The organism is Glycomyces buryatensis (genome assembly GCF_004912275.1).
GTDB classification, from domain to species: Bacteria; Actinomycetota; Actinomycetes; order Mycobacteriales; family Micromonosporaceae; genus Glycomyces; species Glycomyces buryatensis.
This window is the reverse complement of the sequence record NZ_STGY01000072.1, coordinates 159323-180309: the sequence shown is the minus strand read 5'-3', so window position 1 is coordinate 180309 and position 20987 is coordinate 159323. Positions and strand designations below refer to the sequence as shown.

Sequence of the window (20987 nt, the reverse complement as noted above, 5' to 3'; positions counted from 1 at the left end):
GGGCGGCTGGATAGGCGCTCCTGGACTGTGTCATCCCTTGCGCAGCAACGCGTTGCATTCGCGCTGGAGGGCTTCGTCGGCCCACATGGCGTGCTGCGGGGCGGCGTTGGAGCACACCAGGGAGCCCCAGGCGCCGACGCGGACGGAGTGGGCGATGGCGTCGCGGCAGATCTGGGTGCCGACCGGGCCCTCTTCGAAGCGGGCGTCGCGCGGCGTGTAGCCGACCCAGCCCTCGCCGAAGACCAGCGGGATGCCGAGGCGGGCGGCGTAGTCGGCGGCCACGTCGATCCAGTCGCGCAGCTGAACGGCCATGGCGAGGCGGTGCGCGCCGTAGCGGTCGTAGAGCCAGCGGTCGAACTTAGCCGGGTCGCACCAGTCGTGCACGTAGATCTCGGCGGGCTGCATGATCGAGGCCCGGAGCTTCCACTCGTTCCCGGCGGGCAGCACCCAGTCGGCGATGCGCGGCGCGCCCGGGCGGAGCAGTTCGGCGTCGGCACGCTCCTGCGGGAAGTCGGCGATGGGGCGGCGCAGGCCGAACTCCTCCACGAGGTCGTTCAGGACGCCGTATACATAGGGGTGAACGGCCAAGGCGGTGGCGTTCCTCGGCAGGCCGCGCATCGCCCCGACCGGCACCCCGCCGTAGTTGGGGGCACAGAGGACTTCAGGGTGCCGGGCCTGGAAGGCCGCTATCCCATTCTCAAGGCGGCCTTGGAGTTCGACCACGGCGTCCTCCGCGCCGCGCAGCCCCTCGGTGAGGTGTCCGATCTGGACTTCATTGTGGAGTTCCGTGTACGCGATGACGTGTGCGAGGCCGTGTTCGGCGACGAAGTCCACGAGGTCGGCCATGGCCTCGCCGAGGACGGTGAGGCGCGCGTCGGGGTCGACGGCGTGGAGTGCCCGATACCAGGCGGGGTCGTCGGCGAAGGCCGGGCTCTGCTGATACTCCCAGGAAGAGGCGATCACGCTGATACCGTGCCGGTCGGCGGCGCGGAATAGATCGAGCAGACGGGCTTTGGCGTCGATGACGGTGGGCTGCTCGACGTCATACCAGCGCACGCGGGACCCGTAGCCGCCGCCCAGGGGCTCCAGCCGAAGCGCGGTGGTGTCGAGGCCGGATTTGAAGAGCAGGAACGGCATCGCGCAGATCCGGACGGCGTTGTAGCCGAGATCGACCGCGCGGGCGAGGGCGGCGTCGAGGTCGGCGAACGGTTCGCCGGGCCCGGTGCGCACGTACCAGGAGAAGTCCCAGAGGGAGATCGCCAGGCGCTCGGGCAGATGGTCGGGTATCACGGTCGCTCCCTGTTGATCGGCGGTCATGACTTCACCGCTCCGGCGGTCAGGCCGGAGACGAGCTGCTTGCGCAGCAGGATGAACACGACGATCGCGGGGATCGCCGCCAGGATGGAGCCGGCCAGCACCAGGTCGTACTGGCGTCCCTCGGCGCCGAACAGCGCCTGGAGTCCGAGAGGGACGGTGTAGTACTCGGGTTCGGAGACGATCACCAGCGGCCACAGCAGTGTGTTGTAGGCGTTGAGGAAGCTCCACACCCCTAGCGCGCCGACGGCGGGGCGCAGCAGCGGCAGCACCACGCTCCAGAAGATCCGGAACTCCGAGCAGCCGTCGATGCGGGCGGCGTGGATCAGTTCGTCGGGGATGGCCTGCTCGGTGTACTGGCGCATCATGAAAATCCCGAAGGCCGGCGCCACCCACGGGACGATCAGCGCGAACAGCGGGTGGGCCAGGCCGAGCTTGGCGACCAGGATGAACAGCGGGACGACGATGACGGCGAAGGGGATCGCCAGCGAGGAGAACATGATGTCGAACAGGATCCGTTTGCCGCGGAACTCGTACTTGGCGAATCCGTATCCGGCCAGGGAGCAGAAGAAGACGGTCGCGATCATGCTGACGAGCGCGACGCCGGTGCTGACCAACATCCACCGCCAGAACGGCTGGTCGGCCAGCAGGTTGGAGTAGTTCTCCAGCGTGGCAGGGTCGGGCCACAGCCGCGGCGGGAACGAGAAGATGTCGCTGCGGTCCTTGAACGACGAGGACAGCGCCCACACCAGGGGGGTGAAGGCGATCAGGGCCAGGGCGGTCAGGACCGCGTATAGCCCGATGCGGGCGGGCCGGATGCGGGGACGGCGGCCCCCCGGGGTTTCGACGGCGGTGCTCATCGGTTCCTCCCCACGCCGAAGGCGCTGATACTGAGTCGGCCGAGCGCGAAGACGATGACGAACATGACCACGCCCGCGGCCGCGGCGTATCCGAGTTCTTGGCGCAGGAAGGCGGCCCGGTAGACGAACATCGAGATCGACAGGGTGGATTCGCCGGGCCCGCCGTTGGTGAGCAGGAACGGCTCCTCGAAGATCTGGGCGGTGTTGACGAGCATGGTGACCGCGATGAACGCGGTGACCGGGTGCAGGATCGGGATGGTGATGGAGAAGAAGCGGCGGACCGGTCCGGCGCCGTCGACCAGTGCGGCCTCGTTCAGCTCCTGGGGGATGTTCTGGAGACCGGCCAGGAAGAAGATCGTCAGGAAGCCGGTCCAGCGCCACAGGACCAGTACCACGACCACGATCCGGGCCCACAGCGGATCGGTGAGCCATGAGACGCCGCCGAAGCCGAACAGGGCCTCGAGGACGGCGTTGAACAGGCCGTACTCGCCGTCGAAGATAAGCCCGAAGATCAGGGCGATGATGATCGGCGACAGGACGACCGGCATGAAGTAGACCAGGCGGAAGAAGTCGCGCAGCTTCAGGCCGCGGGCGTTGAGCGCCTGGGCGATCATGAGCGACGCGGGGAGCACGACGATCAGGGCGCACACGGTGTAGAAGCCGGTGTTGGCCAGGGACGCGCCGAAGCTCTCGTCCTGGAAGAGCCTGGTGTAGTTGGCCGTTCCGATGAACTCGGGGGTGCCGAGTCCGGCCCAGTCGGTGAAGCTCAGGTAGATCCCGGCGCCGATGGGCACGAGCATGAACAGGGTGAACAGTATGAAGAACGGTGAGATGAAGAGGTAGGGCGCCCACTGCCGGCGGGCACGGGCGCGCGTCCGGCGCGCGGGAGGCGGCGCCGGGCGGGCGGCGGGGCGGGTGTCGGTGGCGGTCATCGGGGTGCCTGCCTTTCGTATGCGCGCACGCCCTCTTCCAGGGCGGCCTCGGCGTCGATCTCGCCGCGCTGGGCCCGCAGGATGGGCCCGCCGAGGCTGTCGCGCAGGACAGGGAGGCCGGCGCCCTGGTAGAAGCCGGGCAGCTCCTCGACGGCCGCGCCGTAGGTTTCGAAGATGCGCTGGTCGCCGAGGTAGGGATCGGTGATGTCCTGGAATTCGGGGGTCTCGTAGAGGTCGGCGAGGGTGGGCAGGTAGGCCCCGGCCCAGTAGCGGGCGAGCTGGCCCTCGGGGGTCAGGTAGCTGCGTTCGAGGAAGTCGACGGCCGCGTCGGTGAGGACCTGGTCTTTGACTACACCGAAGGCGGTGCCGCCCATGGTGGAGGAGATGGAGCCGCCGCTGGAGAAGCGCGGGATGTTGCGCGCCCGCCACAGGCCGGCCTGGTCGGGGACGTTGGCTTCGAGGCCGTAGACCTTGTACCAGTTCGGCATGACGGTGGCGATGAGTCTGCCGTCCTTGAGCGCGGCGCCGGTGGCGCTGCCGTACGGGTCGGTGAGCGACACGAACGCGCCGGTGCGGACGCCCTCGGCCATGAGCTCGAGAACTTCGACGGACTCCTCGGATTCCACTGTGAGCTCGCCGTCGGCGTCGAACAGTCCGCCGCCGCGTTGGAGGAGGAACTGCATGAAGCCCTGGACGATCGCGGTGTTGTCTCCGTCGGAGACCATGCCGATCGACTGGCCGGTGTCGGCGGCGACCTGGGCGCCGATGTCGAGCAGCTCTTCCCAGGTCTCGACGTCGTCGGGGATGCCGAGCCGCTCGAACTCGTCGGCCCGGTAGTACATGACCGAGACCGAGTTGTCGGACTCGAGGGCGTAGACCTTGCCGTCCACGGTGTACGGCTGGGTCTTGAGCAGTCGGTCTCCGAGGGATTCGGTCAGGGGCGTGAGGTCGACCAGGAGGTTCTCGGCGATGTCGGCCCGCATCATGCGCGGGAACTGGCCGAGTTCGAGCCCGGCGAGGGTCGGCAGGGGCCGCTGCGCGACCGCCTGGGTGATCATTCGTGTGACGAGGGCGTCCGCGGCGACCGAGGCGACTTCGACCGAGTAGGTCCACGCGCTGCCGCCGACGATTTCGGCGTCGGTCGCGGCTTCGGTGAAGAACGACGCGTATCCCGGGTCGTGTGTCCACATCGTCAGGTCGGCTTGGCCGGAGCGGAGCGGTGGGCCTGCCGTGGGCGAGGCGCACGAGGCGAGGGCTCCGGTGCCGAGACCGGCGGCTGCGGTCAGGCGCAGCAGTTGTCTGCGGTCGATGGTCATGACGGCTCCTTTCTGGCGCTGAGTCGGATCTTGGTGACCCGGACGGCGGTGGCGGCGTCGATCGTGATCCCGTCGGCGGCGTCGCGCACGGACGGGTCGACCCACACGCCAGTCGCGCGCCGCCAGGGCAGGAGCTCGAGCCGGACGCCGTGCTCGGCGACCGCCTCGCGGTACGGGGTGAGGTCGATGTCCCAGGCGCGGCCGTGCCAGAAGTGGTCGGAGACGAGGCGGTCGCCGATGAAGGCGCGGCCGGTGTCGCCGGTCCACTCCAGCCGGAGCAGTGTCCGGTCGGTTTCGAATGCTTCGGACGGGACTTCGATGTGGACGGTCGCCGCGTTCGAGTAATCGCTCGGGGCGCTGAGGCGCCGCAGGGGGCCGCCGCGTCCGGGTTCGGGTGGGGGCCCGTGCCGGGGTCGGTGCTCGACGGGCAGCGGGACCGGGCCGGCGCTGTGAGCGGCGACGGTCCAGGACCGCCAGAGTCCTTGGGCGCGAGGGCCGTCGAGGTCGGCGCTGGCGGCACTGTCGGCGCCGAATCCGTCGGGTGCGGGCAGGACGGCGACGTCGACGTGTGCGCTCTCGGATTGGATGACGAGGTCTTCCCCGTCGGCCCACACAGGAGCGTCGGCCAGGACGAGGCGGTCGCGCCCGGCGAGATCGAGCCGGTAGAGGCGGTTCGCGCTCGCCTCGTCCAGGACCAGCAGCCGCACACCGGGCAGGCCGATGAGGCAGTCCGGGCCCGGCGGGGCGGGCAGGTCGACGGCGGTTCCGTCGCCCAGGACGATCTCGACCGGGATGCCGGGAGTGGCGGCGAGGACCACGAGGTCGCCCTCGTCGTCGCTGATGCGCGTCAGCAGCTGCGCGGTGGCGCTGCGCAGCTCCAGATCGGAGGTGAGCGGATAGCGCAGCGGCCACACCAGCGACTGCCCGGCCGGGACGTCCACGGCAGTGGTCGGGACCGTGATCTCGGCGTCGTCGAAGGCGACGGCGAACTGCACGCCGGGCTGCGATGCCAAGGGCCGCTTGGGAGGCTGGTAGGTGGTGAGGAACAGGTAGCCGCTCGCGCCGTCCGAGCGGACCGCCCAGCGCAGGTCGTTCGGGTCGTCGCTGCCGCCGCCCACAGTGGCGGTCATGGTGGCGAGGCGGTGCCCCTCCTCGCGGAGCCACAGGTGCTGGCGGCGCAGGTAGTGATGGTGGGGCCGGATCTGGCCGTGCTCGCCGATCGGGGCGTGGAAGTCGTAGCTCAGGGCCGGGACGTCGTTGGGGTAGCCGGTGGCCTGCGACTCCTGTTCGCTCCCTAGCGGTCCGATGCGCTGGGTGCCGCCGGCGTACATGTAGTAGCCCTGCCAGGCCGAACCGGACCCGATCTTGGCGAGGGCCAGCGCGGCGACGTCCTCGCCCGAGACGAGGGGCCGGCGGTGGTAGGCCACGTGCATGCCGCCGCCGAGTTCGCACGTGGCGAACGGCAGCCGCTCGTCGGCCTTCGCAGGATCGGCGGCGGTGGTGCCGTCGAGGGCTTCGCGGAGGTCGGCCCCGACGGTGAGGTCGTCGCGGAACTCGCTGTAGCGGAAGTGGACCGGGGCGAACGCGGGCCATTCGGTGGTCTCGTCCTCCCAGAACCCGTCGGCGTAGGCACTGTAGACCGGCAGGAGCGTCTGGGGCACCTGCGCCCCGCCCCAGCCGGTCGCCGTCCAGATCGGCACGCGCAGCCCGCGCTCCTCGGCGATGTCGCGCAAGGTCGCGAGGTGTTCGGGCTGGTCGTACAGCTCGTTTTCGACCTGCGCGCCGATGACCGGTCCGCCCTCGGCGTGGGTCAAGCCCCGCAGTCGGGCGATGGTCTGGGCGTAGAGCGGGCGCATCAGCGTGAGGTAGTCCGGGTCGTTCGTGCGGTTCCGCAGGCCGCGCTCCAGGACCCAGTCGGGGAAGCCGCCGTTGCGGTACTCGCCGTGGCCCCAGGGGCCGAGGCGCACGATGACGTCGAGTCCGTGGTCGGCGGCGAGTTCGACGAAGGCGCGCAGGTCGAGGTTCCCCCTCCAGTCGAAGCGTCCCGGTTCGGACTCGTGGGCGGCCCAGAACACATAGGTGGCGACGGAGTCGAGGCCGCCGGCGCGGGCGTGGCCGAGGACCTCGTTCCAGCGGTCGCGCGGGAGCCGGGAGTAGTGGATCTCGCCGGTGACCGGGAACCATGGGCGTCCGGCGCGCTCGATCCAGCGGCCGGTGACCTCGATCCGGTCGGGTGCTCCCGCGGGCTCGCCGAGGGGCAGGTGGCCGCGGGGCGGCGGTGGAGGTGCGCCGACGCGCAGTGCGCGGGCAGGGGACGGATCCTTCATGTCGCTCCTTTGCGAACGTGAGGTGGTCAACGGGTCGGGGTCGGTGCGGCGATGGCGCGGGCGGCGCCGTTGAGCGGGTCGCGCTCGAGCACGGCATCGGCAAGGGCCGCAGCGCGGTCGAAGGCGCCGTCCAGGTGCGCGAGCTGCGCCCGCAGCACCCGGACCCGGGTGTCGTGGGCGGCCTGGATGTCGACGGTGAACAGCAGCATGGTCGGCAGTGAGGTGGCGAAGTAGTCGATCCGGGCCTCGGTCCGGTCCTGTTCCTCGATGTAGCGGGCGAGGTCGTCGCGCAGCGCCTGCGCGGCGTCGGTCTTGCCCAGGCGCCGCAGCGCGGTGACGGCGGCGGCGGTGTGCTCGGAGTGGGCCTGGACTTGCATGGTCTGGAAGTCGCCCTGCTGGGCGGCGGCCTGCTCCCATGCGTCCCGGGCGGCGACGGGATCCTCCATGGCCGCCAACGCGTCGCCGAGCAACAGGTGGAGGTCGGCGGTGTTGGCCAGCAGGTGGCGGGCCTCCCCGAGATTCGGGGCGGGGTCGAGCGCGGCCCGGGCGTGGACCACGGCGCGGTGGGCATCGCCTGCGGTGAGGGCGTCGCGGGCGAGGGCGAGGTGGGCCGCTTCCCAGGCGGCGAGGACGCGGCCTTCGCCGCCTTCCCAGGGCTGGAAGTCGCGGCCCGCCAGCACGTCGATCGCCTCGCTCGGACGTCTTGCGGCGGTGAGGAGTTCGGCGAGCTGCACCGACAGGTCGTCGCGGAGCCCGACCAGGTCGCGGCGTCCCTCCAGGACCGCGAGGCGGCGTTCGGGGGAGATGCCGCGGCGGGCGTCGAGCTGGTCGGACTCGTAGAGGAGCCTGGCGTCGTCGGGTGCGGCGGCGCGGGCGCGCCCGTACCAGTGGGCGGCGCGCTCGGGATCGCCTTGGACGTTGTGGGCGGCGACGCCGAGGTTGCGCAGGACGACCGGGTCGCCGGTGGTGGCGGCCGCCTCCCAGGCGGCGATCGCTTCGTGGCGGCGGTTGGCGGCGTAGAGCCAGTGCCCGGCGAGGCCGGCGAGGATGGCGTCGTCGGGGCGGCGCTCGCGCAGGCGCGCCAGGGCGTCATTGTCGGCGGCCGAGGGGAAGCACCAGGTGCGGTCGAGGTCGTGGATCTGTTGCAGTGCAAGGTCGGCGGCGGTCTCGTCCCCGCGTTCGAACTCGAGGTCGGCGCGGTGGAGCCAGGCGAGCGGGGCGACATTGACCTGGCCGGAAGCGGATACGAGCTGCGCGGCGGTGTCGAAGAGGCCGAGCGCGAACGCATCCTCGCGGATCGAGCGGTATTCGAGGGCGACATCCATGGCGATCGTCGGGTCGGTGGTGGGCTGGGCGTCGGAGCCGAGCCGGTGGGCCAGATCGCGGGCCCAGGCGTCGAGTGGGTTGCCCCGCAGGGTCTCCCGCACGATCGCGGCCGCACGAACCCGGTCTCCGCGCCGCAGGACCGCCACCGCCATGAGATTGCGGGCCTGCGTGTGACCCGGGCAGCGCTCGAGCAGCACGGCGAGATCGGCCTCAGCGTCCGCATCGCGCCCGGCTGCGAGAGCGACGCGCGCCGAGGCGACCGTGGCGGCGTCGGCCCAAGCCCGATCCCACAGGGCCTTTCCGAACGCCGCCTTGGCGTCGGCGTGGCGGCCCTGGCGAGCGAGGACGAGGCCGAGCAGGTAGTGCGACTCGCCGTCGCGGGGATTCGGGTTGCGGCGCGTCAGCCGGGCGATGGCCGTGCGCAGGTGCTCCTCGGCCTCGGCAAGTCGTCCCGCGCGGGCCAGCCGCCCGGCCAGCGCCGTGTTGCACCGGGCGTCACCGGGATCGCGGCGCAGGGCCTCCTCCCAGTACGGCTCGGGCCTGCGGGTGGCGTGCCGGTACTGATCGAGGTGCAGGCCGGTGAGGTACAGCTCGTCGACCGAATCGATATCGGCCGGCGCGGGCGGCTCGGTCGCGGACTCAGCGGCAGGCGGCTTCGCGGGTTCGGGGCGGGGACGCCAGGAGACCAGCACCGCATTGCGGTGCACGACAACGAGTTCACATTCGTGGGGATCGGCGACCTCGTGCAAGCGGACCTCGCGGACATACGGATCACCGGGAGCCAGATCGACGACCGCTTCGTGCATCACTCTGCCGCCGACGCGCAGCACCACGCGAGCACCTGGGCGCGGGGCGGTGACTGCTGCGGCGATCCGGGCGTGCGTGCCGCCTACGGTGGTGCCGACGTCGAGGCGGACGGCGGCGTCGAGTGTGGCCTGGTGGACGGGGCCGGTGTCCTGGATCGGGTACCAGTACTGCGAGAACGTCTTCGTCTCGCCGGGTGCAAGGAACGCGAAGTCGGGCTGGTTGTCGGTGAACACTCCGGCCATCAGTTCCACATAGGGCCCGTTGTCGTCGGTGAGGTGGGCGTCCCAGGCCCGGCCGAAGGGGGCGTTGCCCCAGGTCCACTGCTTCTTGCCGGGGGCGGTGCGGTGGTCGGCCCAGTAGACGAACCCGGCACGCGCGGCATGGTCGTAGCCGCCGAAGAAGTCGTCCTCAGTGCCCAGACACATGTAAGAGGTCGGGACGGGGATGTTGCGGTACCAGTCGAGCCGGTCGCCGTCGGGGCGCTCAGGAGTGCGGCGGGCCGGATAGTCCACCCCGTAGTAGCGGCCGTCGGCCGCGGGGAAGGTCGCGGTGGCGCGCTTGGCGTGGTCGGCGACCACATGCACATCCGTGGGGAAGAACGACTGGTAGTCGTCGTGGGATTCGGCCGCCGCGTTCGCCCACCACAGGAAGGTCTGGACCTCCGCCGACCGGTTCACCAGGTGGCCGCGCAGCTCCACCAGCGCGCTTTTCGGACGCAGGCGGATGCCGTGCATGCCCTGCATGCGGGCGAACGGATCGTGGTCGGAGCACCAGACGGTGACCGCGCCGTCGTCCCCATGCTCGATCGCGGTCTCGACGGGCAGATGGGTGGCAGGGCGGTGGTGCTGGGGCCAGTTGAACTCGACGCCGCCGGAGACCCAGGGGCCCGCCAGACCCACGAGCGCGGGCTTGATGACGTCGTTGCGGTAGAAGAAGTCGTAGCCGCGCGTCTTGTCGAGTCCGATGTGGATTCTGCCGCCGAGTTCGGGGAGGATCATCAGCCGCACGTACTCGTTCTCGAGGTGGATCGGATCCCAATGACGCGACGCCTTCTCGCGGGCGACCGCGTCGATGAACGGCAGCGGATAGACCGCGCCGGAGGAGCCCTGGTAGACGCGCTGGTCGAGATAGGCCGGGTAGCGGTCGGGGTCGTCCGGCGCGTAGGTATCGATCGAGACCGCCTCGCGCCAAGCCTTCACCGGCGTGCCGGTGAGCGGGGCCGGGGCTTCGGGTAGGACGATTCTCGTCGGCTCGGATGACATGCACTCGACCTTACGAACGCCTGACGTGCCTGTCGATGGTCATTTCTCTGAAGGACATGGACGAAACAGCGGCAGACCCGTGATGTTGGAGAAATGGGGGAGGATTCGACCGGTTGATCCGGGAGACCGCGAGGGAGACGGAGTCGAATCCGCCTCCCCGCAGCCTCCGGCAGTGGTTAGGGGGTGGTTACGAACCCCTAGCCGCTCGCCTGCGCGACGTCGAGGTAATCGATGTTGGGCAGACCGTTCGCGGTGGTCGGGTCCAATCGGATGGTGTTGGCGCCCGCGACCAGTTGGACGGTGACGGTCTGCGTGGACCAGCCCGTCCACGAACCGGTGGACGCGAACGAGGCCGTCTCGACCCTGGTTCCGTTCACGATCAGGTCGGCCGGGCGTCCGGCGCTGCTGCCGTTGGCGAACCGGAGGTCCAGGGTCGCCGTCCCGGCGGCCGACGCCTGCACGGTGAACTCGGCATAGGCGCTGTCGGTGTTGTCGCCGTTGCAGAATCCGGTCCCGGAATAGCCCGAGTGGTTGGAGTCGATGGTGCCGGTGCAGGTTGCCCCGGAGCCCTCGGCCTCATAGCGCGTCGCGTCCCCCGGACCGGGATCGTCCCCGCCCTGCCTGACGAGCGAGAACTGGTCGGCGGTGAGGTTGCCGCTCCCGCCATTGACGGTTACCGTGGCGGTCCCGGCCGGCAGCGTGATGCCGGTGAGCTCGCGCTTGGACCAGCCGCTCGACGACGGGACGTTGAGGGTGTGCACCTGGCCGTCGGCGCCGGTGACGGTCACCCGGCCGGAGCCCTTGGTGTACAGGCCGAGCGTGTAGGTGCCCGAGGGCACCTGCATCTGCTGCCGGACGCCGGACCCGTTGCTCACCTGCAGCGCGAAGCGGCTCCCGTTCGCCCCGCCGTTGACGTTGGTAACGCCGCCGGAACCGGTCCTGGTCCACCCGACCACGTTCGAGACGATGATCCGGTCGGCCTGGATGTCGGGGTTGAGGATGTAGTTGTTGCCGGGTGCGACGCGGAATTCACCGGTCGTCGCGTTGAACTGCCACTGGCTCATCGAGTGGAAGCGGATCCCGGTGCCCTCCTTCGTGATCGGCACCCACTGGTTGTAGCCGATCCCGTTCCACGCGAAATCGGCCCAGCGGTCGCCCGCGTAGAGCACCGTTTCCTGCTGCGTCCCTTTGACGGTCACGAAGAACCCGGTCTGGGTCACGTGGCTGTAGTCCATCTGGGTGCCCGGCATCGTGTAGTAGCCCGTGTAGTCGCCCTGGACCCTGCCCTGAGTGGAGTCGAGGCAGTAGTTGACCGAGGTGTTCCAGCCGTGCAGGTCCGAGGCGCACATGTGGTACTTGCCGTCGAGCTTGAACATCGCGTTGCCCTCGCGGCCGTCGCCATTGCGGCCGATCTCGACCGCCGGCTCCGCATAGAGCGAGTCGGACGCACGGAGCTTGGAGACGAACGCTCGGGAGCGGCCCTCGCGGTTGGAGAAGATCAGGTAGTCCTGCCCGTCCTCGTCGGTGAAGACGGTCTGGTCGCCGGTACCGGTCGTCGGCGAGTTCGTGACCTGCCTCTGGAAGTTGCCGAAAGTGAAATTGCCGGTGGGCGAGTTGCCCTGCAGGAACAGCACGCCGTGGTCGTGCGAGGGGCGCCACATCTGCACCGGGAGGACGTACTTGCCGGTGTTCTCGTTGTAGGAGACACCCAGGCGCCCGATCCAGCCGGCGTTGCCCATGGTGCCGCCCAGGTTGCCGAGTCCCGTCGAGGTCGTGGCGACGTTGTTCTCGAACTTCCAGTTCACCAGGTCCTGCGAGGAGTACACCGGGATCGACCTGAAGCTGACCTGGTTGTCGTACTTCTGCGTCGGGTTGGCCAGGTAGGACTCGGCGCCGCGGTAGTGCACGCCGTACCAGTAGTAGGTGTCGCCGAACTTGAAGACCCCGCCGCCCTGGGAGTAGATGGGGTTGCCGGCGGTGTCCCTCCAGAAGGTGTTGTTGGTGATGGTCTCGAACGTCGACTGGAGGACTTCCAGCTCCGAGGCGGCGGTCTGCAGTTCCGTCTTCGCGTCCGCGACCTCGGACTCGGTCGCCGCATCGTCCTCGGAGATGTCGGCCGCGGTGGTCAGGGCTTCGGCGAAGGGCTCCCAGGATTCGGTCGTGTACTCCGTGGGGACACGCGTCTCGTAGTCCGAGACCATCGTCTCGAGGCCATCGGCGGTGGTCAAGTCGGCGGCAGCGGCTTGGACCTCAGTCTGCGCCGGGCTTTCGTCCTCGGCGGCGGATCCGGAAGCCGCGGGCCCGGCCAAGGCCAAGGCGAACAACGCCGCGGCGACGAGGGGTCCCCATCGGCGTGGAGATCTGCGGGCAATGAGGGTCATGGTCTTGCCTCTCACTCGATATCGCCCGGCAGCGGGACAGGCTGAGACAGCACTGTCACCGACGCCGGTACATGAACACGGGCGGCCACTCGGCGTCCGGGACTCGTGAGGGGAGTCCCGGGCACCGGGGGCGCGCCAGTCGTTCACGATCGCAGTGCCGGGTGAGATCGTGAGGCGGTCGCATCGTCAGTCGGGGCCGGAGGGTTCGGACAAGGCGTTCCCAAACGGCTCGAATGACTTGCAATCGACCCTACGAGCACTTGACATGCCTGTCGATGGTCATTTCACTGGTGGGTATGGACGAAAGCACGGTCATGGACGGCCTTGGCATGATCCGGGACGGTTTCACCGGGCAGCGGATGCTCGTGGTCCCGCGCGAGGCGGTCGCGAACGCACTGAGGCACCCGGTGACCGCGAAGCTGACGGTCACCGACGCCGGCTATTTCCCGCACGCCGCCCGCCACGGCCGCGAGCGCCCCCGCGGCGCGCGCGAGCACCTCCTCCTGGTCTGCACTGACGGCACGGGGTGGTGCCGGATCGGCGACACCCGGTTCGCCGTGTCCCGGGGCGGCACGGTGGTGCTCCCGGCAGACCGACCGCACGCCTACGGTGCGACCGAGGACGACCCGTGGACGCTGTGGTGGTTCCACTTCACGGGCGTCGATGCCGCCGACCTGGTCCGGACCGCGCACGCCGCGACAGGCGGCCCGGTGACGCACCTCAGGGACCCGGCGCCGGTGGCGAGCCTGGTCTCGCAGGTCATTGACGCGCTCGACTCCGGCATCACCACGTCGGCGTCGATCCAGGCCACCGGCGCCGCCTGGCACGCGCTCACGCAGGTGATCGCCACCGGGCGGCGCGGGCCCGGGTCGGACATGAGCCCGCTCGAACGCGCCGCCGAGCACCTGCGGGCCACCTCGCCGCACCGCACCTCCGTCACCGCGCTGGCCTCGATGGTCGGACTGAGCCCTTCGCAGCTCAATGCGCTCTTCCGCGAACGCCTCGGCGTCACCCCGCTCCAGTTCCAGGTGCAGCTGCGCATGACGCGTGCCCGTGAGTTGCTCGACGGCACCGACCTGTCGGTCGCCGCCGTCGCACGCGAAACCTGCTACGGCGATCCGATGTACTTCTCGCGCCAGTTCACCCGAATCCACGGCATGACCCCGACCATGTACCGAATTCGACCCTCGGGAACCTAGAGGAGTGCGGGGGTTCGGCCGCCCCCGCGTGGACGCCTGAACACCCGCAAAATGGTTCGAAATGAATCTATTGACATTGTATCGATATATACCTATATTAGGTGCTCGATGAACGTGCACAGTCCGACCTGAAACGGAGGCAACACCTGACGGAGCGAGGACGCGCCACTGATCTCCCGGCATCTCAGGGGCGCAGTCGACTTCGGCCAGTGCAGCCCGCACGAGCAGGGCACGGACCCGGCCGACCCCGAAGGCATCTCTTCTCAATACACCCCACCTGCGACGCGCAGGACAGGCCGCACCGGCGGCGGACCCCCGGTCCCGCAGCTGTGCGGTCACTCGAATCCACTCTCACGACAAGGAGCCATCATGGCAATTCAACGACGTACATTCCTGGGTCTGAGTACCGCCGCAGCGCTGGGCGCGGGCGGGTACCTGCTCGGCGGCGGAAATGCGCTCGCGGACCCCGCGACCACCCAGCAGCAGCACGCCGTGGGCGTGCGCCGGTACGACTGGGAACGGGACGGGCGCCCGTGCACCACCTTCGTCTACTACCCGGCCACCGGCGACGCCGGCGGCGATCCGGTCGAGGACGCCCCCGTCGCCGACGGTGCCTTCCCGGTCTACAACTTCACCCACGGCTATGGCGCCAGCCCGCAGGGCTCGGAGTTCATCATCCGGCCGCTGGCCGCGGCGGGCTTCATCGTCCCCGGCCCGCACTTCGAATACAACTTCGACGACGTCTACAGCGGCGACATGTCGATGGACGTCTCGGAGATCATCACCCAGACCCTCGCCCTGAACGAGGCCGACGATCCGCTGGCCGGCCACATCGACGACACCCCCGGCGTCGGGGTCTCGGGCCACTCCCTGGGCGGCATGACCACCCACGGGCTGCTGACCGCCTGGCCGGATGAGCGGGTCACGTCCGCGAACCCGCAGTCCTGCGTGGACATGGGCGACCCCTCCGACTCGGTCTCGGCCAAGGTCCTGTTCGTCCACGGCGACCAGGACCCCACCACCGAGTACTCCTCGGCCCGGCAGGCCTATGAGGAGATGTCCGCCCCGAAGGCGTTCCTCACCTTCGAAGGCGGGAACCACACCAGCTTCTGGAGCGACGACCGGTTCCCCAACACGGTGGTGGACTGGGCACTGTGGGGCCTCTACGACGACACCGAAGCCAAGGACCGCCTCGAAGAGGACGCGGCCGGCGACGACACCAACTGGGAGTTCGTCGAGGAATAGGGCGGGCCCGCCCCTTGTCGCCCGCCGGACCGGCCCGGCGGGCGACAAGGGGCCCGCTCATCCGACCGTTCCGACAGCCCGGGGCGCAGTCGAGAGTGCCGGGCGGCTGCGCCCCTCACCATCCGGGTCCATCCCCGATATCGAGGTTGATCGCCCGGATGCGGCGGGAGCCCGCTTCGCGAACGAAGCGGGCTCCCGCTGAATGCTGTCGCCGCTAGGGGGATTCGAAGGCGCCGAGGTCCGGCGCCGCCCCCTCGTAGGGCAGTCCCACGTCGGTGCCCGCATCGATGAGGGCGCTGTCCTCGGCCAGGCGGAGGTGCGGCAGTTCGGGAAGGTTGCCGTCCTCGCCGCGGGGCGCGTCCCAGCCTTCGGTCGACACGCTCTGGAAGTCGGCGTCCGAAATCTCGACGCCCAGGTCCCACGAGTTGTACTCGGAGTCCGTGCCGTCCATGTAATCGGTCGCGGTGCCGGTGTAGGCGATGTTGTTGCGCAACGTGCCCCGGCCGACGGCATTGCCGCCTTCGTCGATGCCCCGCATGCTGAAGTTGGTGCCGTTGTTATAACCGGTGTTGTTGAAGAACTCGCTGGCGACCGGGTGGTGGTTGGCGTAGAAGCCCTGAGCCTTGTTGTCGAACGCCACCGAGCCCGTGACGGTGTGCGCGGGGGCGCCGTCCTCCCAATCGGCGCCGAATCCGCCGATCTTGAAGCCGGCGCCGTTGCCGGCGCTGTTGGTCGTTCCCGGCTCGTACCCGTTCAGCCACGCCCACGAGTTCTCAATGGTCACCGGCGAATAGGTGCTGATGAGGTCGAACCCGTCATCGCCGTTCCACCACGCGCGGCAGCCGCTGAACACGTTCTCCCCGCTCCCGGCCGGGGTGTAGTGCGAACCGAACCCGTCGGCGTTCTCCCCGGGACCGTCGGTGCTGCGCTCGTCGAAATTCTCGTGCGAATCCGTGTTGAGGACGAGGTTGCCGCCCCCGCTGTCGATGAACAGGCCGGTCCCCATGATGTGGTGGATGTCGAGCTGCTCGAAGGTGTTGCCGCTGCCTGAGACCCAGATGCCCCAGGACTCGGCGTTCTGGTCGTTGTTCTGCGGCACACCGGTGACCTCCAGCCCCTTGAGGTGGATCGAGTCCCCGGTGACGCTGATGCCCTTGATCCGGCAGTCGTCGGTCATGCCGGAGAAGTCGAAGACCGGTGTCTCCTCCGGATAGGCCCAGTAGTTGATGGGCTCGTCTTCACTGCCGCTCTTGTCGAGCGTGATCGCGTTGACCCGGTCGGTCTGGCTGCCGCAGTTCCCCTCTGCCTCGGTATAGGCGTAGGTGCCGTCACGGAAGTACACCGTGTCCCCTGCCTCGGCGACCGACTGGGCATGGGCGATCGACGCCCAGGGCTCGGCTTCCGTCCCCGCAGCGCTGTCGCTGCCGTCCGGGGCGACGTAGTAGGCGTCCCCGTCCTGTGCGTTGCTCACGCCCGTTGAACCGGCGACGATGGCGATGGGGCTCGCCACGACGGCCGTGACGAGGAGGGCGCGCGCCACGATCTGGGTAGGTCTCATCATGCACTCCGATCTCTAGAGTGGTTCGGGATTGGCTTGGGGCCGTGGGGGTGCCGGCCGCGGCGGGCACCCCGAGGGCCGCGCTGCCCGCCGCGCGGATCAGGCGGCGGGCAGCGGCTCTCAATCGGTTACTCGCCCGGCTGGGCGAGCGAGAGCTGGTCGACGGCGAAGCTGCCCGAGGACTCGACCGTCACGGTGACGGCCCCTGCGGGCAGGGCGATGTCGGTCAGCTCGTGCTCGGACCAGTCGCCGGAGGAGGGGACCTCCAGGACGTTCTCGTTGCCGTCGGCGTCGGTGACCACCAGCTGGCCCCCATCGCCCCTGGCCGATAGGGCCAGGGTGTAGGAGCCTTCGGGCACCTCGATCTCCTGCTGCGTGCCACCGCCGCTGACCTGCAACGCGAAGCGGCTGCCGTTGGCACCGCCCTCGACATTGCTCACCGAGCCGCCGGTGTTGGTCCACCCCCGCAACTCGGAGACTTCGACCCGGTCGGCCTGGAAGTCGGGGTTGAGAATGTAGTTGTTCTCCGGCCCGACCCTCCATTCCCCGGTGGTGGCGTTGAACTCCCACTGACTCAGCGAGTGGAACTGCGGCCCGTCGCCCTCGTCGGTGATCGGCACCCACTGGTTGTAGCCGATGCCGTTCCACGCGAAGTCGGCCCAACGGTCCCCGGCATAGAGCACGGTGGTCTGCTCGGTGCCCTGGACGGTCACGAAGAACCCGGTCTGGGTCACGTGGCTGTAGTCCATCTCCGTGCCCGGCATCGTGTACCAGTCCGAGTAACCGCCTTGGACGTCGCCGCCGTCGATGCAATAGTTGACCGAGGTGTTCCACCCGTGCAGGTCCGAGGCGCACATGTAGTAGGTGCCGTCGAGCTTGAACATGGCGTTGCCCTCGCGGCCGTCGCCGTGGCGGCCGATCTCCACGGCCGGTTCCAAGCTGAGCGAATCCTCTTCGCTGATCTTGGCGACGAAGGACCGCGAGCGTCCCTCGCGGTTGGACATGATCAGGTAGTCCTGCCCGTCCTCGTCGGTGAACACGGTCTGGTCGCCGGTGCCCGTCGTGGGCGAGTTCTCCACCTGCACCTGGTGGTTGCCGTAGGTGAAGTCGCCGGTCGGCGAGTCGCCTTGGAGGAACAGCACGCTGTGGTCCTGCGAGGGGTGCCACGCCTGTGTGAGCAGCACGTACTTGCCGGTGTTCTCGTTGTAGGAGACTCCCAGGCGTCCGACCCAGCCGAGGTTGCCCATGGTGCCCATGTCGCCGATGGCGGTCGATGTCGTGGCGACATCGTTCTCGAACGTCCAGTTCACCAGGTCCTGCGACGAGTACACCGGGATCGACACGAAGCTGACCTCATTGTCGTACTTCTGCGTCGGGTTTTCCCGGTAGGACTCGGCGCCCTGGTAGTGCACGCCGTACCAGTAGTAGGTGTCGCCGAACTTGAAGACCCCGCCGCCCTGAGAGTAGATGGGGTTGCCGTCGGTGTCGTTCCAGAACGTGTTGTTCGTGATCGTCTCGAACGAGTCCTGGAGCGGCTCCAACTCGGAGGCGGCGGTCTGCAGTTCCGTCTTCGCGTCCGCAACCTCGGACTCGGTCGCCGCATCGTCCTTGGAGATGTCGGCCGCGGTGGTCAGGGCTTCGGCGAAGGGCTCCCAGGATGCGGCGGTGTACTCCGTGGGGACACGCGTTTCGTAGTCGGCGACCAGGGTGTCGAGTCCGCGAACCATCACTAGTTCGTCCGCGGCGTCCTGGAGCGCGTCACGCGCATCGGAGAGTTCCGCATCGGATGCGTCTCCCTCTTCGATCAGCTGCGCGGCGTCGTCCATTGCCGGTGCGAAGGACTCCCAGGATTCGGTGGTGTAGTCCGCGGGGGAGTACTGATCCACCTGTGCGGACAAATCGACTAGGGGATCGGCCGAGGCGGATCCGCTGCCCGAGTCCTGTGCCTCGGCGACTGGTCCGATCGCAGCGAGCGACCCCGCCGCGAGCGCGAACAATGCTCCGGCGGCCAGCGCCCTCCGTCGTTTCGGTTTCGCACGTGTTGCACGTGTCATGGTCTTCCTTTCGCTTGGTGTCGCGCGAAAGCGGTTCGAGCAGAACCACGTACGGGTCGGCCGTGTGCCGGGTTCGATCCGACCGATCGTGACGTGCTCGCGCGTCGAACTTCAGCGCGTTCGCCGCCTTCGCATCAACAGTTCCAATTGGGACTGTAACGAATACAGCCACTTAAAACTATAGATAATCGTCTATATTCGGTCAAGTCGCTCCGCAATTCCGCCTCGAGGCCCTGAAGCGGGTCGCCGCCGCAGTGCCTCTGGCGCGACGGGCTCGACGCCATGGGGCACAACTCCCCGAAATTCAACGAAACCATTGACAGTTCTCAATTTAGCGATATAACGTAGTTTTGTGAGTTGACCCAACAAACAACTCGCTTGAGTTCGCCTCGGCCCGATTGAACTTCAACGGAAGGAACTGAGATGCCCCTCAAGAGACGAAAGGCGCCCTTCAGACGCCTGATCACCGGAATCGTCGCCGCGTTCTGCATCGCCCTGGCCTCGACCCTGGTCGTGGCCTCGCCCGCCCAGGCCGCAAGCACCTGCGACAAGGGTGCCACCATCGCAATGGGCAAGTACTACGTCACCAACAACCTCTGGGGCAACGGCTCCGGCACGGGATGGCAGTGCACGTGGAATAACTGGCAGTCCGGCGACACCATTGGCTGGGGAACCTCCTGGGAGTGGAGCGGGCAGGCGTACTCGGTCAAGAGCTTCTCCAGCTCCGTCCTCGGCTGGCACTGGGGCTGGCAGCGCCCCGGCACGGAACTTCCCGTGCGGCTCAGCGACAACCGCAGCGTCCCGACCACCTGGAACTACAGCGTGAACGCGTCGGGCACGATGAACGTCGCCTATGACCTGTGGTTGCACCCCCAGTCGAATCCCGACTGGTCGAACAACCCCACCGACGAGATCATGATCTGGCCCTACCGAATCGGCGGAGCCGGACCGGCCGGCACCTACCAGACCACCGTCAATCTCGGCGGCGGCACCTGGGACCTGTACCGCGGCTGGATCGACGCGGGGAACGGCGTCGGTTGGAACGTGTTCTCGTTCATCCGCACCTCGAACACCACCTCGGTGAACTTCGACCTGCGGGACTTCACCAACAACCTGGTGAACCGAGGGTGGATGAGCAACAGCAAGTACCTCACCAGCGTCCAGGCCGGCACCGAAGTCTTCACCGGCAGCGGCCAGTTGAACACCAACAGCTACTGGGTCGACGTCCGGTAGCGGAGGGCGGTCGGGTCCCGGTCGCCTTGGGTCGCAAGCGATCAGCCGCCTGTGATTGTTGCGCGCTGATGCTCGACTGGATCTGGACTCGAGATACGTCGTTAAGCAGGGGAGCGGTCATCGCCATGATGGCCGCTCACCTGCCGATAATCGGCAGAACTCATTACCGGCCGCACCCCCTCCATGCAAACCCTCACCGTCCATCTCCCTCCAAGAAGGATTCCTCATGTCAATGCAACGACGCACTTTCCTGAATCTGGGCGCGGCCGGAGTCCTCGGCGCGGGCGTGTCCCTGCTCGGCTCCGGGCAGGCGCTCGCCGATCCCGCTCCCGCGAATCCGTTCGCCGTGGGCGTGCGCCGGTACGACTGGTACCGGGGCAGCCGCCCGGTCACCACGTACGTCTTCTATCCGGCCACCGGCACGCCCGGCGGTACCCCCGTCACGGACGCTCCGGTCGCCGACGGGGTCTTCCCCGTGTACAACTACACCCATGGCCTGGGCGGCAACCCGCAGAACTCCACGTTCGCCCCGGCCCTGGCCTCGGCGGGTTTCATCGTTCCCGCCCCGCACTTCCAGCACAGCTTTGATGACGTCAACAGCGGCAACACCTCACGTGACGTCTCCCAGCTCCTCTCCAACACCCTCGCCCTCAACACCAGCGGGCCGTTCACCGGGCGCATCCGCACCGACATCGGTGTCGGCGTCTGCGGGCACTCCATGGGCGGCATGACCACCCACGGCCTGCTCACCGCCTGGCCCGACAGCCGCATCATCTCCGCCAACCCGCAGTCGTGCCTCGACATGGGGACCCCGTCCAGCACGGTCGAGGCCAAGGTCCTGTTCGTCCACGGAGACCAGGACCCGACCACGCCGTACTCCTCGGGCCGGCAGGCGTACAACGAGATCACCTGGCCCAAGGCGTTCCTCACCTTCCTCGGCGGCGGCCACTCGAGCTTCTGGGACGACCAGCGCTTCAGGAAGACCGTCGTCGATTGGGCGCGCTGGACCATGTACGGCGACACCGCCGCCCGCGACCGCCTCCCCGCCGACGCGGCCGGATCCGACACCCGATGGGAGTCCGCGCTGGGTGACACACCCAGCGAACCGGGTTTCTACCGGCTCGTGGCCCAGCACAGCGGTAAGCACGCGGATATCGACGGGATCTCCACCGT

At 68.7% G+C, this 20987-nt stretch carries 13 protein-coding genes; 4 read left to right on the top strand and 9 right to left on the bottom strand.

What is annotated here, in order from left to right:
• Positions 1–30 precede the first annotated feature (30 nt).
• The 7 genes from FAB82_RS22065 to FAB82_RS22035 form a co-directional block, all read right to left on the bottom strand.
• Positions 31–1317 (bottom strand): cellulase-like family protein, encoded by a 1287-nt coding sequence (locus tag FAB82_RS22065; RefSeq protein WP_136536713.1) that lies wholly within the window; start codon positions 1315–1317, stop codon positions 31–33.
• A complete protein-coding gene (locus tag FAB82_RS22060) occupies positions 1314–2174 on the bottom strand; it encodes a carbohydrate ABC transporter permease (RefSeq protein ID WP_136536712.1) in 861 nt (286 codons plus the stop codon). Before FAB82_RS22060 ends, FAB82_RS22065 begins: the two co-directional genes overlap by 4 nt.
• The gene (locus tag FAB82_RS22055) at positions 2171–3106 is read right to left on the bottom strand and encodes a carbohydrate ABC transporter permease (RefSeq protein ID WP_136536711.1); all 936 of its coding nucleotides are present in this window, start codon (positions 3104–3106) and stop codon (positions 2171–2173) included. Before FAB82_RS22055 ends, FAB82_RS22060 begins: the two co-directional genes overlap by 4 nt.
• Entirely contained in the window at positions 3103–4422 is a 1320-nt protein-coding gene (locus FAB82_RS22050) for an ABC transporter substrate-binding protein (protein ID WP_136536710.1), read from the bottom strand. Before FAB82_RS22050 ends, FAB82_RS22055 begins: the two co-directional genes overlap by 4 nt.
• Complete coding sequence (locus FAB82_RS22045) at positions 4419–6749, bottom strand: beta-galactosidase (RefSeq protein ID WP_168801716.1); 2331 nt, start codon at positions 6747–6749, stop codon at positions 4419–4421. Before FAB82_RS22045 ends, FAB82_RS22050 begins: the two co-directional genes overlap by 4 nt.
• Before the next feature lie 26 nt (positions 6750–6775).
• Positions 6776–10144 (bottom strand): DUF5107 domain-containing protein, encoded by a 3369-nt coding sequence (locus FAB82_RS22040; RefSeq protein WP_136536708.1) that lies wholly within the window; start codon positions 10142–10144, stop codon positions 6776–6778.
• Between the two features lie 197 nt (positions 10145–10341).
• Complete coding sequence (locus FAB82_RS22035; RefSeq protein ID WP_136536707.1) at positions 10342–12525, bottom strand: family 43 glycosylhydrolase; 2184 nt, start codon at positions 12523–12525, stop codon at positions 10342–10344.
• 296 nt (positions 12526–12821) lie between these two features.
• Between FAB82_RS22035 and FAB82_RS22030 the strand changes: the two genes are divergently transcribed.
• Positions 12822–13724, top strand: a complete 903-nt coding sequence (locus FAB82_RS22030) for an AraC family transcriptional regulator (RefSeq protein ID WP_136536706.1) — start codon at positions 12822–12824, stop codon at positions 13722–13724.
• 369 nt (positions 13725–14093) lie between these two features.
• Complete coding sequence (locus tag FAB82_RS22025) at positions 14094–14969, top strand: alpha/beta hydrolase family protein (RefSeq protein WP_136536705.1); 876 nt, start codon at positions 14094–14096, stop codon at positions 14967–14969.
• A gap of 214 nt (positions 14970–15183) precedes the next feature.
• On the opposite strand, the gene FAB82_RS22020 is transcribed toward FAB82_RS22025, so the two are convergent.
• Both FAB82_RS22020 and FAB82_RS22015 read right to left on the bottom strand, forming a co-directional pair.
• Complete coding sequence (locus FAB82_RS22020; protein ID WP_136536753.1) at positions 15184–16527, bottom strand: right-handed parallel beta-helix repeat-containing protein; 1344 nt, start codon at positions 16525–16527, stop codon at positions 15184–15186.
• A gap of 128 nt (positions 16528–16655) precedes the next feature.
• Positions 16656–18581, bottom strand: a complete 1926-nt coding sequence (locus FAB82_RS22015) for a family 43 glycosylhydrolase (protein ID WP_211116769.1) — start codon at positions 18579–18581, stop codon at positions 16656–16658.
• A gap of 423 nt (positions 18582–19004) precedes the next feature.
• Here FAB82_RS22015 and FAB82_RS22010 point away from each other — a divergent pair, with 423 nt between their 5' ends.
• Positions 19005–19814, top strand: coding sequence for a GH12 family glycosyl hydrolase domain-containing protein (locus FAB82_RS22010; RefSeq protein ID WP_136536704.1), 810 nt, complete (start codon positions 19005–19007; stop codon positions 19812–19814).
• A 232-nt stretch (positions 19815–20046) separates the two neighbouring features.
• On the top strand, positions 20047–20987 hold a 941-nt coding region (locus FAB82_RS22005; RefSeq protein ID WP_211116768.1), incomplete at its 3' end, for an alpha/beta hydrolase family protein.

What these genes read in the sequence shown, in the direction of transcription:
- FAB82_RS22065 (WP_136536713.1), bottom strand. Translation starts at nt 1,317, where the DNA reads ATGACCGCCGATCAACAGGGAGCGACCGTGATACCCGACCATCTGCCC.
- FAB82_RS22060 (WP_136536712.1), bottom strand. Translation starts at nt 2,174, where the DNA reads ATGAGCACCGCCGTCGAAACCCCGGGGGGCCGCCGTCCCCGCATCCGG.
- FAB82_RS22055 (WP_136536711.1), bottom strand. Translation starts at nt 3,106, where the DNA reads ATGACCGCCACCGACACCCGCCCCGCCGCCCGCCCGGCGCCGCCTCCC.
- FAB82_RS22050 (WP_136536710.1), bottom strand. Translation starts at nt 4,422, where the DNA reads ATGACCATCGACCGCAGACAACTGCTGCGCCTGACCGCAGCCGCCGGT.
- FAB82_RS22045 (WP_168801716.1), bottom strand. Translation starts at nt 6,749, where the DNA reads ATGAAGGATCCGTCCCCTGCCCGCGCACTGCGCGTCGGCGCACCTCCA.
- FAB82_RS22040 (WP_136536708.1), bottom strand. Translation starts at nt 10,144, where the DNA reads ATGTCATCCGAGCCGACGAGAATCGTCCTACCCGAAGCCCCGGCCCCG.
- FAB82_RS22035 (WP_136536707.1), bottom strand. Translation starts at nt 12,525, where the DNA reads ATGACCCTCATTGCCCGCAGATCTCCACGCCGATGGGGACCCCTCGTC.
- FAB82_RS22030 (WP_136536706.1), top strand. Translation starts at nt 12,822, where the DNA reads ATGGACGAAAGCACGGTCATGGACGGCCTTGGCATGATCCGGGACGGT.
- FAB82_RS22025 (WP_136536705.1), top strand. Translation starts at nt 14,094, where the DNA reads ATGGCAATTCAACGACGTACATTCCTGGGTCTGAGTACCGCCGCAGCG.
- FAB82_RS22020 (WP_136536753.1), bottom strand. Translation starts at nt 16,527, where the DNA reads ATGAGACCTACCCAGATCGTGGCGCGCGCCCTCCTCGTCACGGCCGTC.
- FAB82_RS22015 (WP_211116769.1), bottom strand. Translation starts at nt 18,581, where the DNA reads ATGACACGTGCAACACGTGCGAAACCGAAACGACGGAGGGCGCTGGCC.
- FAB82_RS22010 (WP_136536704.1), top strand. Translation starts at nt 19,005, where the DNA reads ATGCCCCTCAAGAGACGAAAGGCGCCCTTCAGACGCCTGATCACCGGA.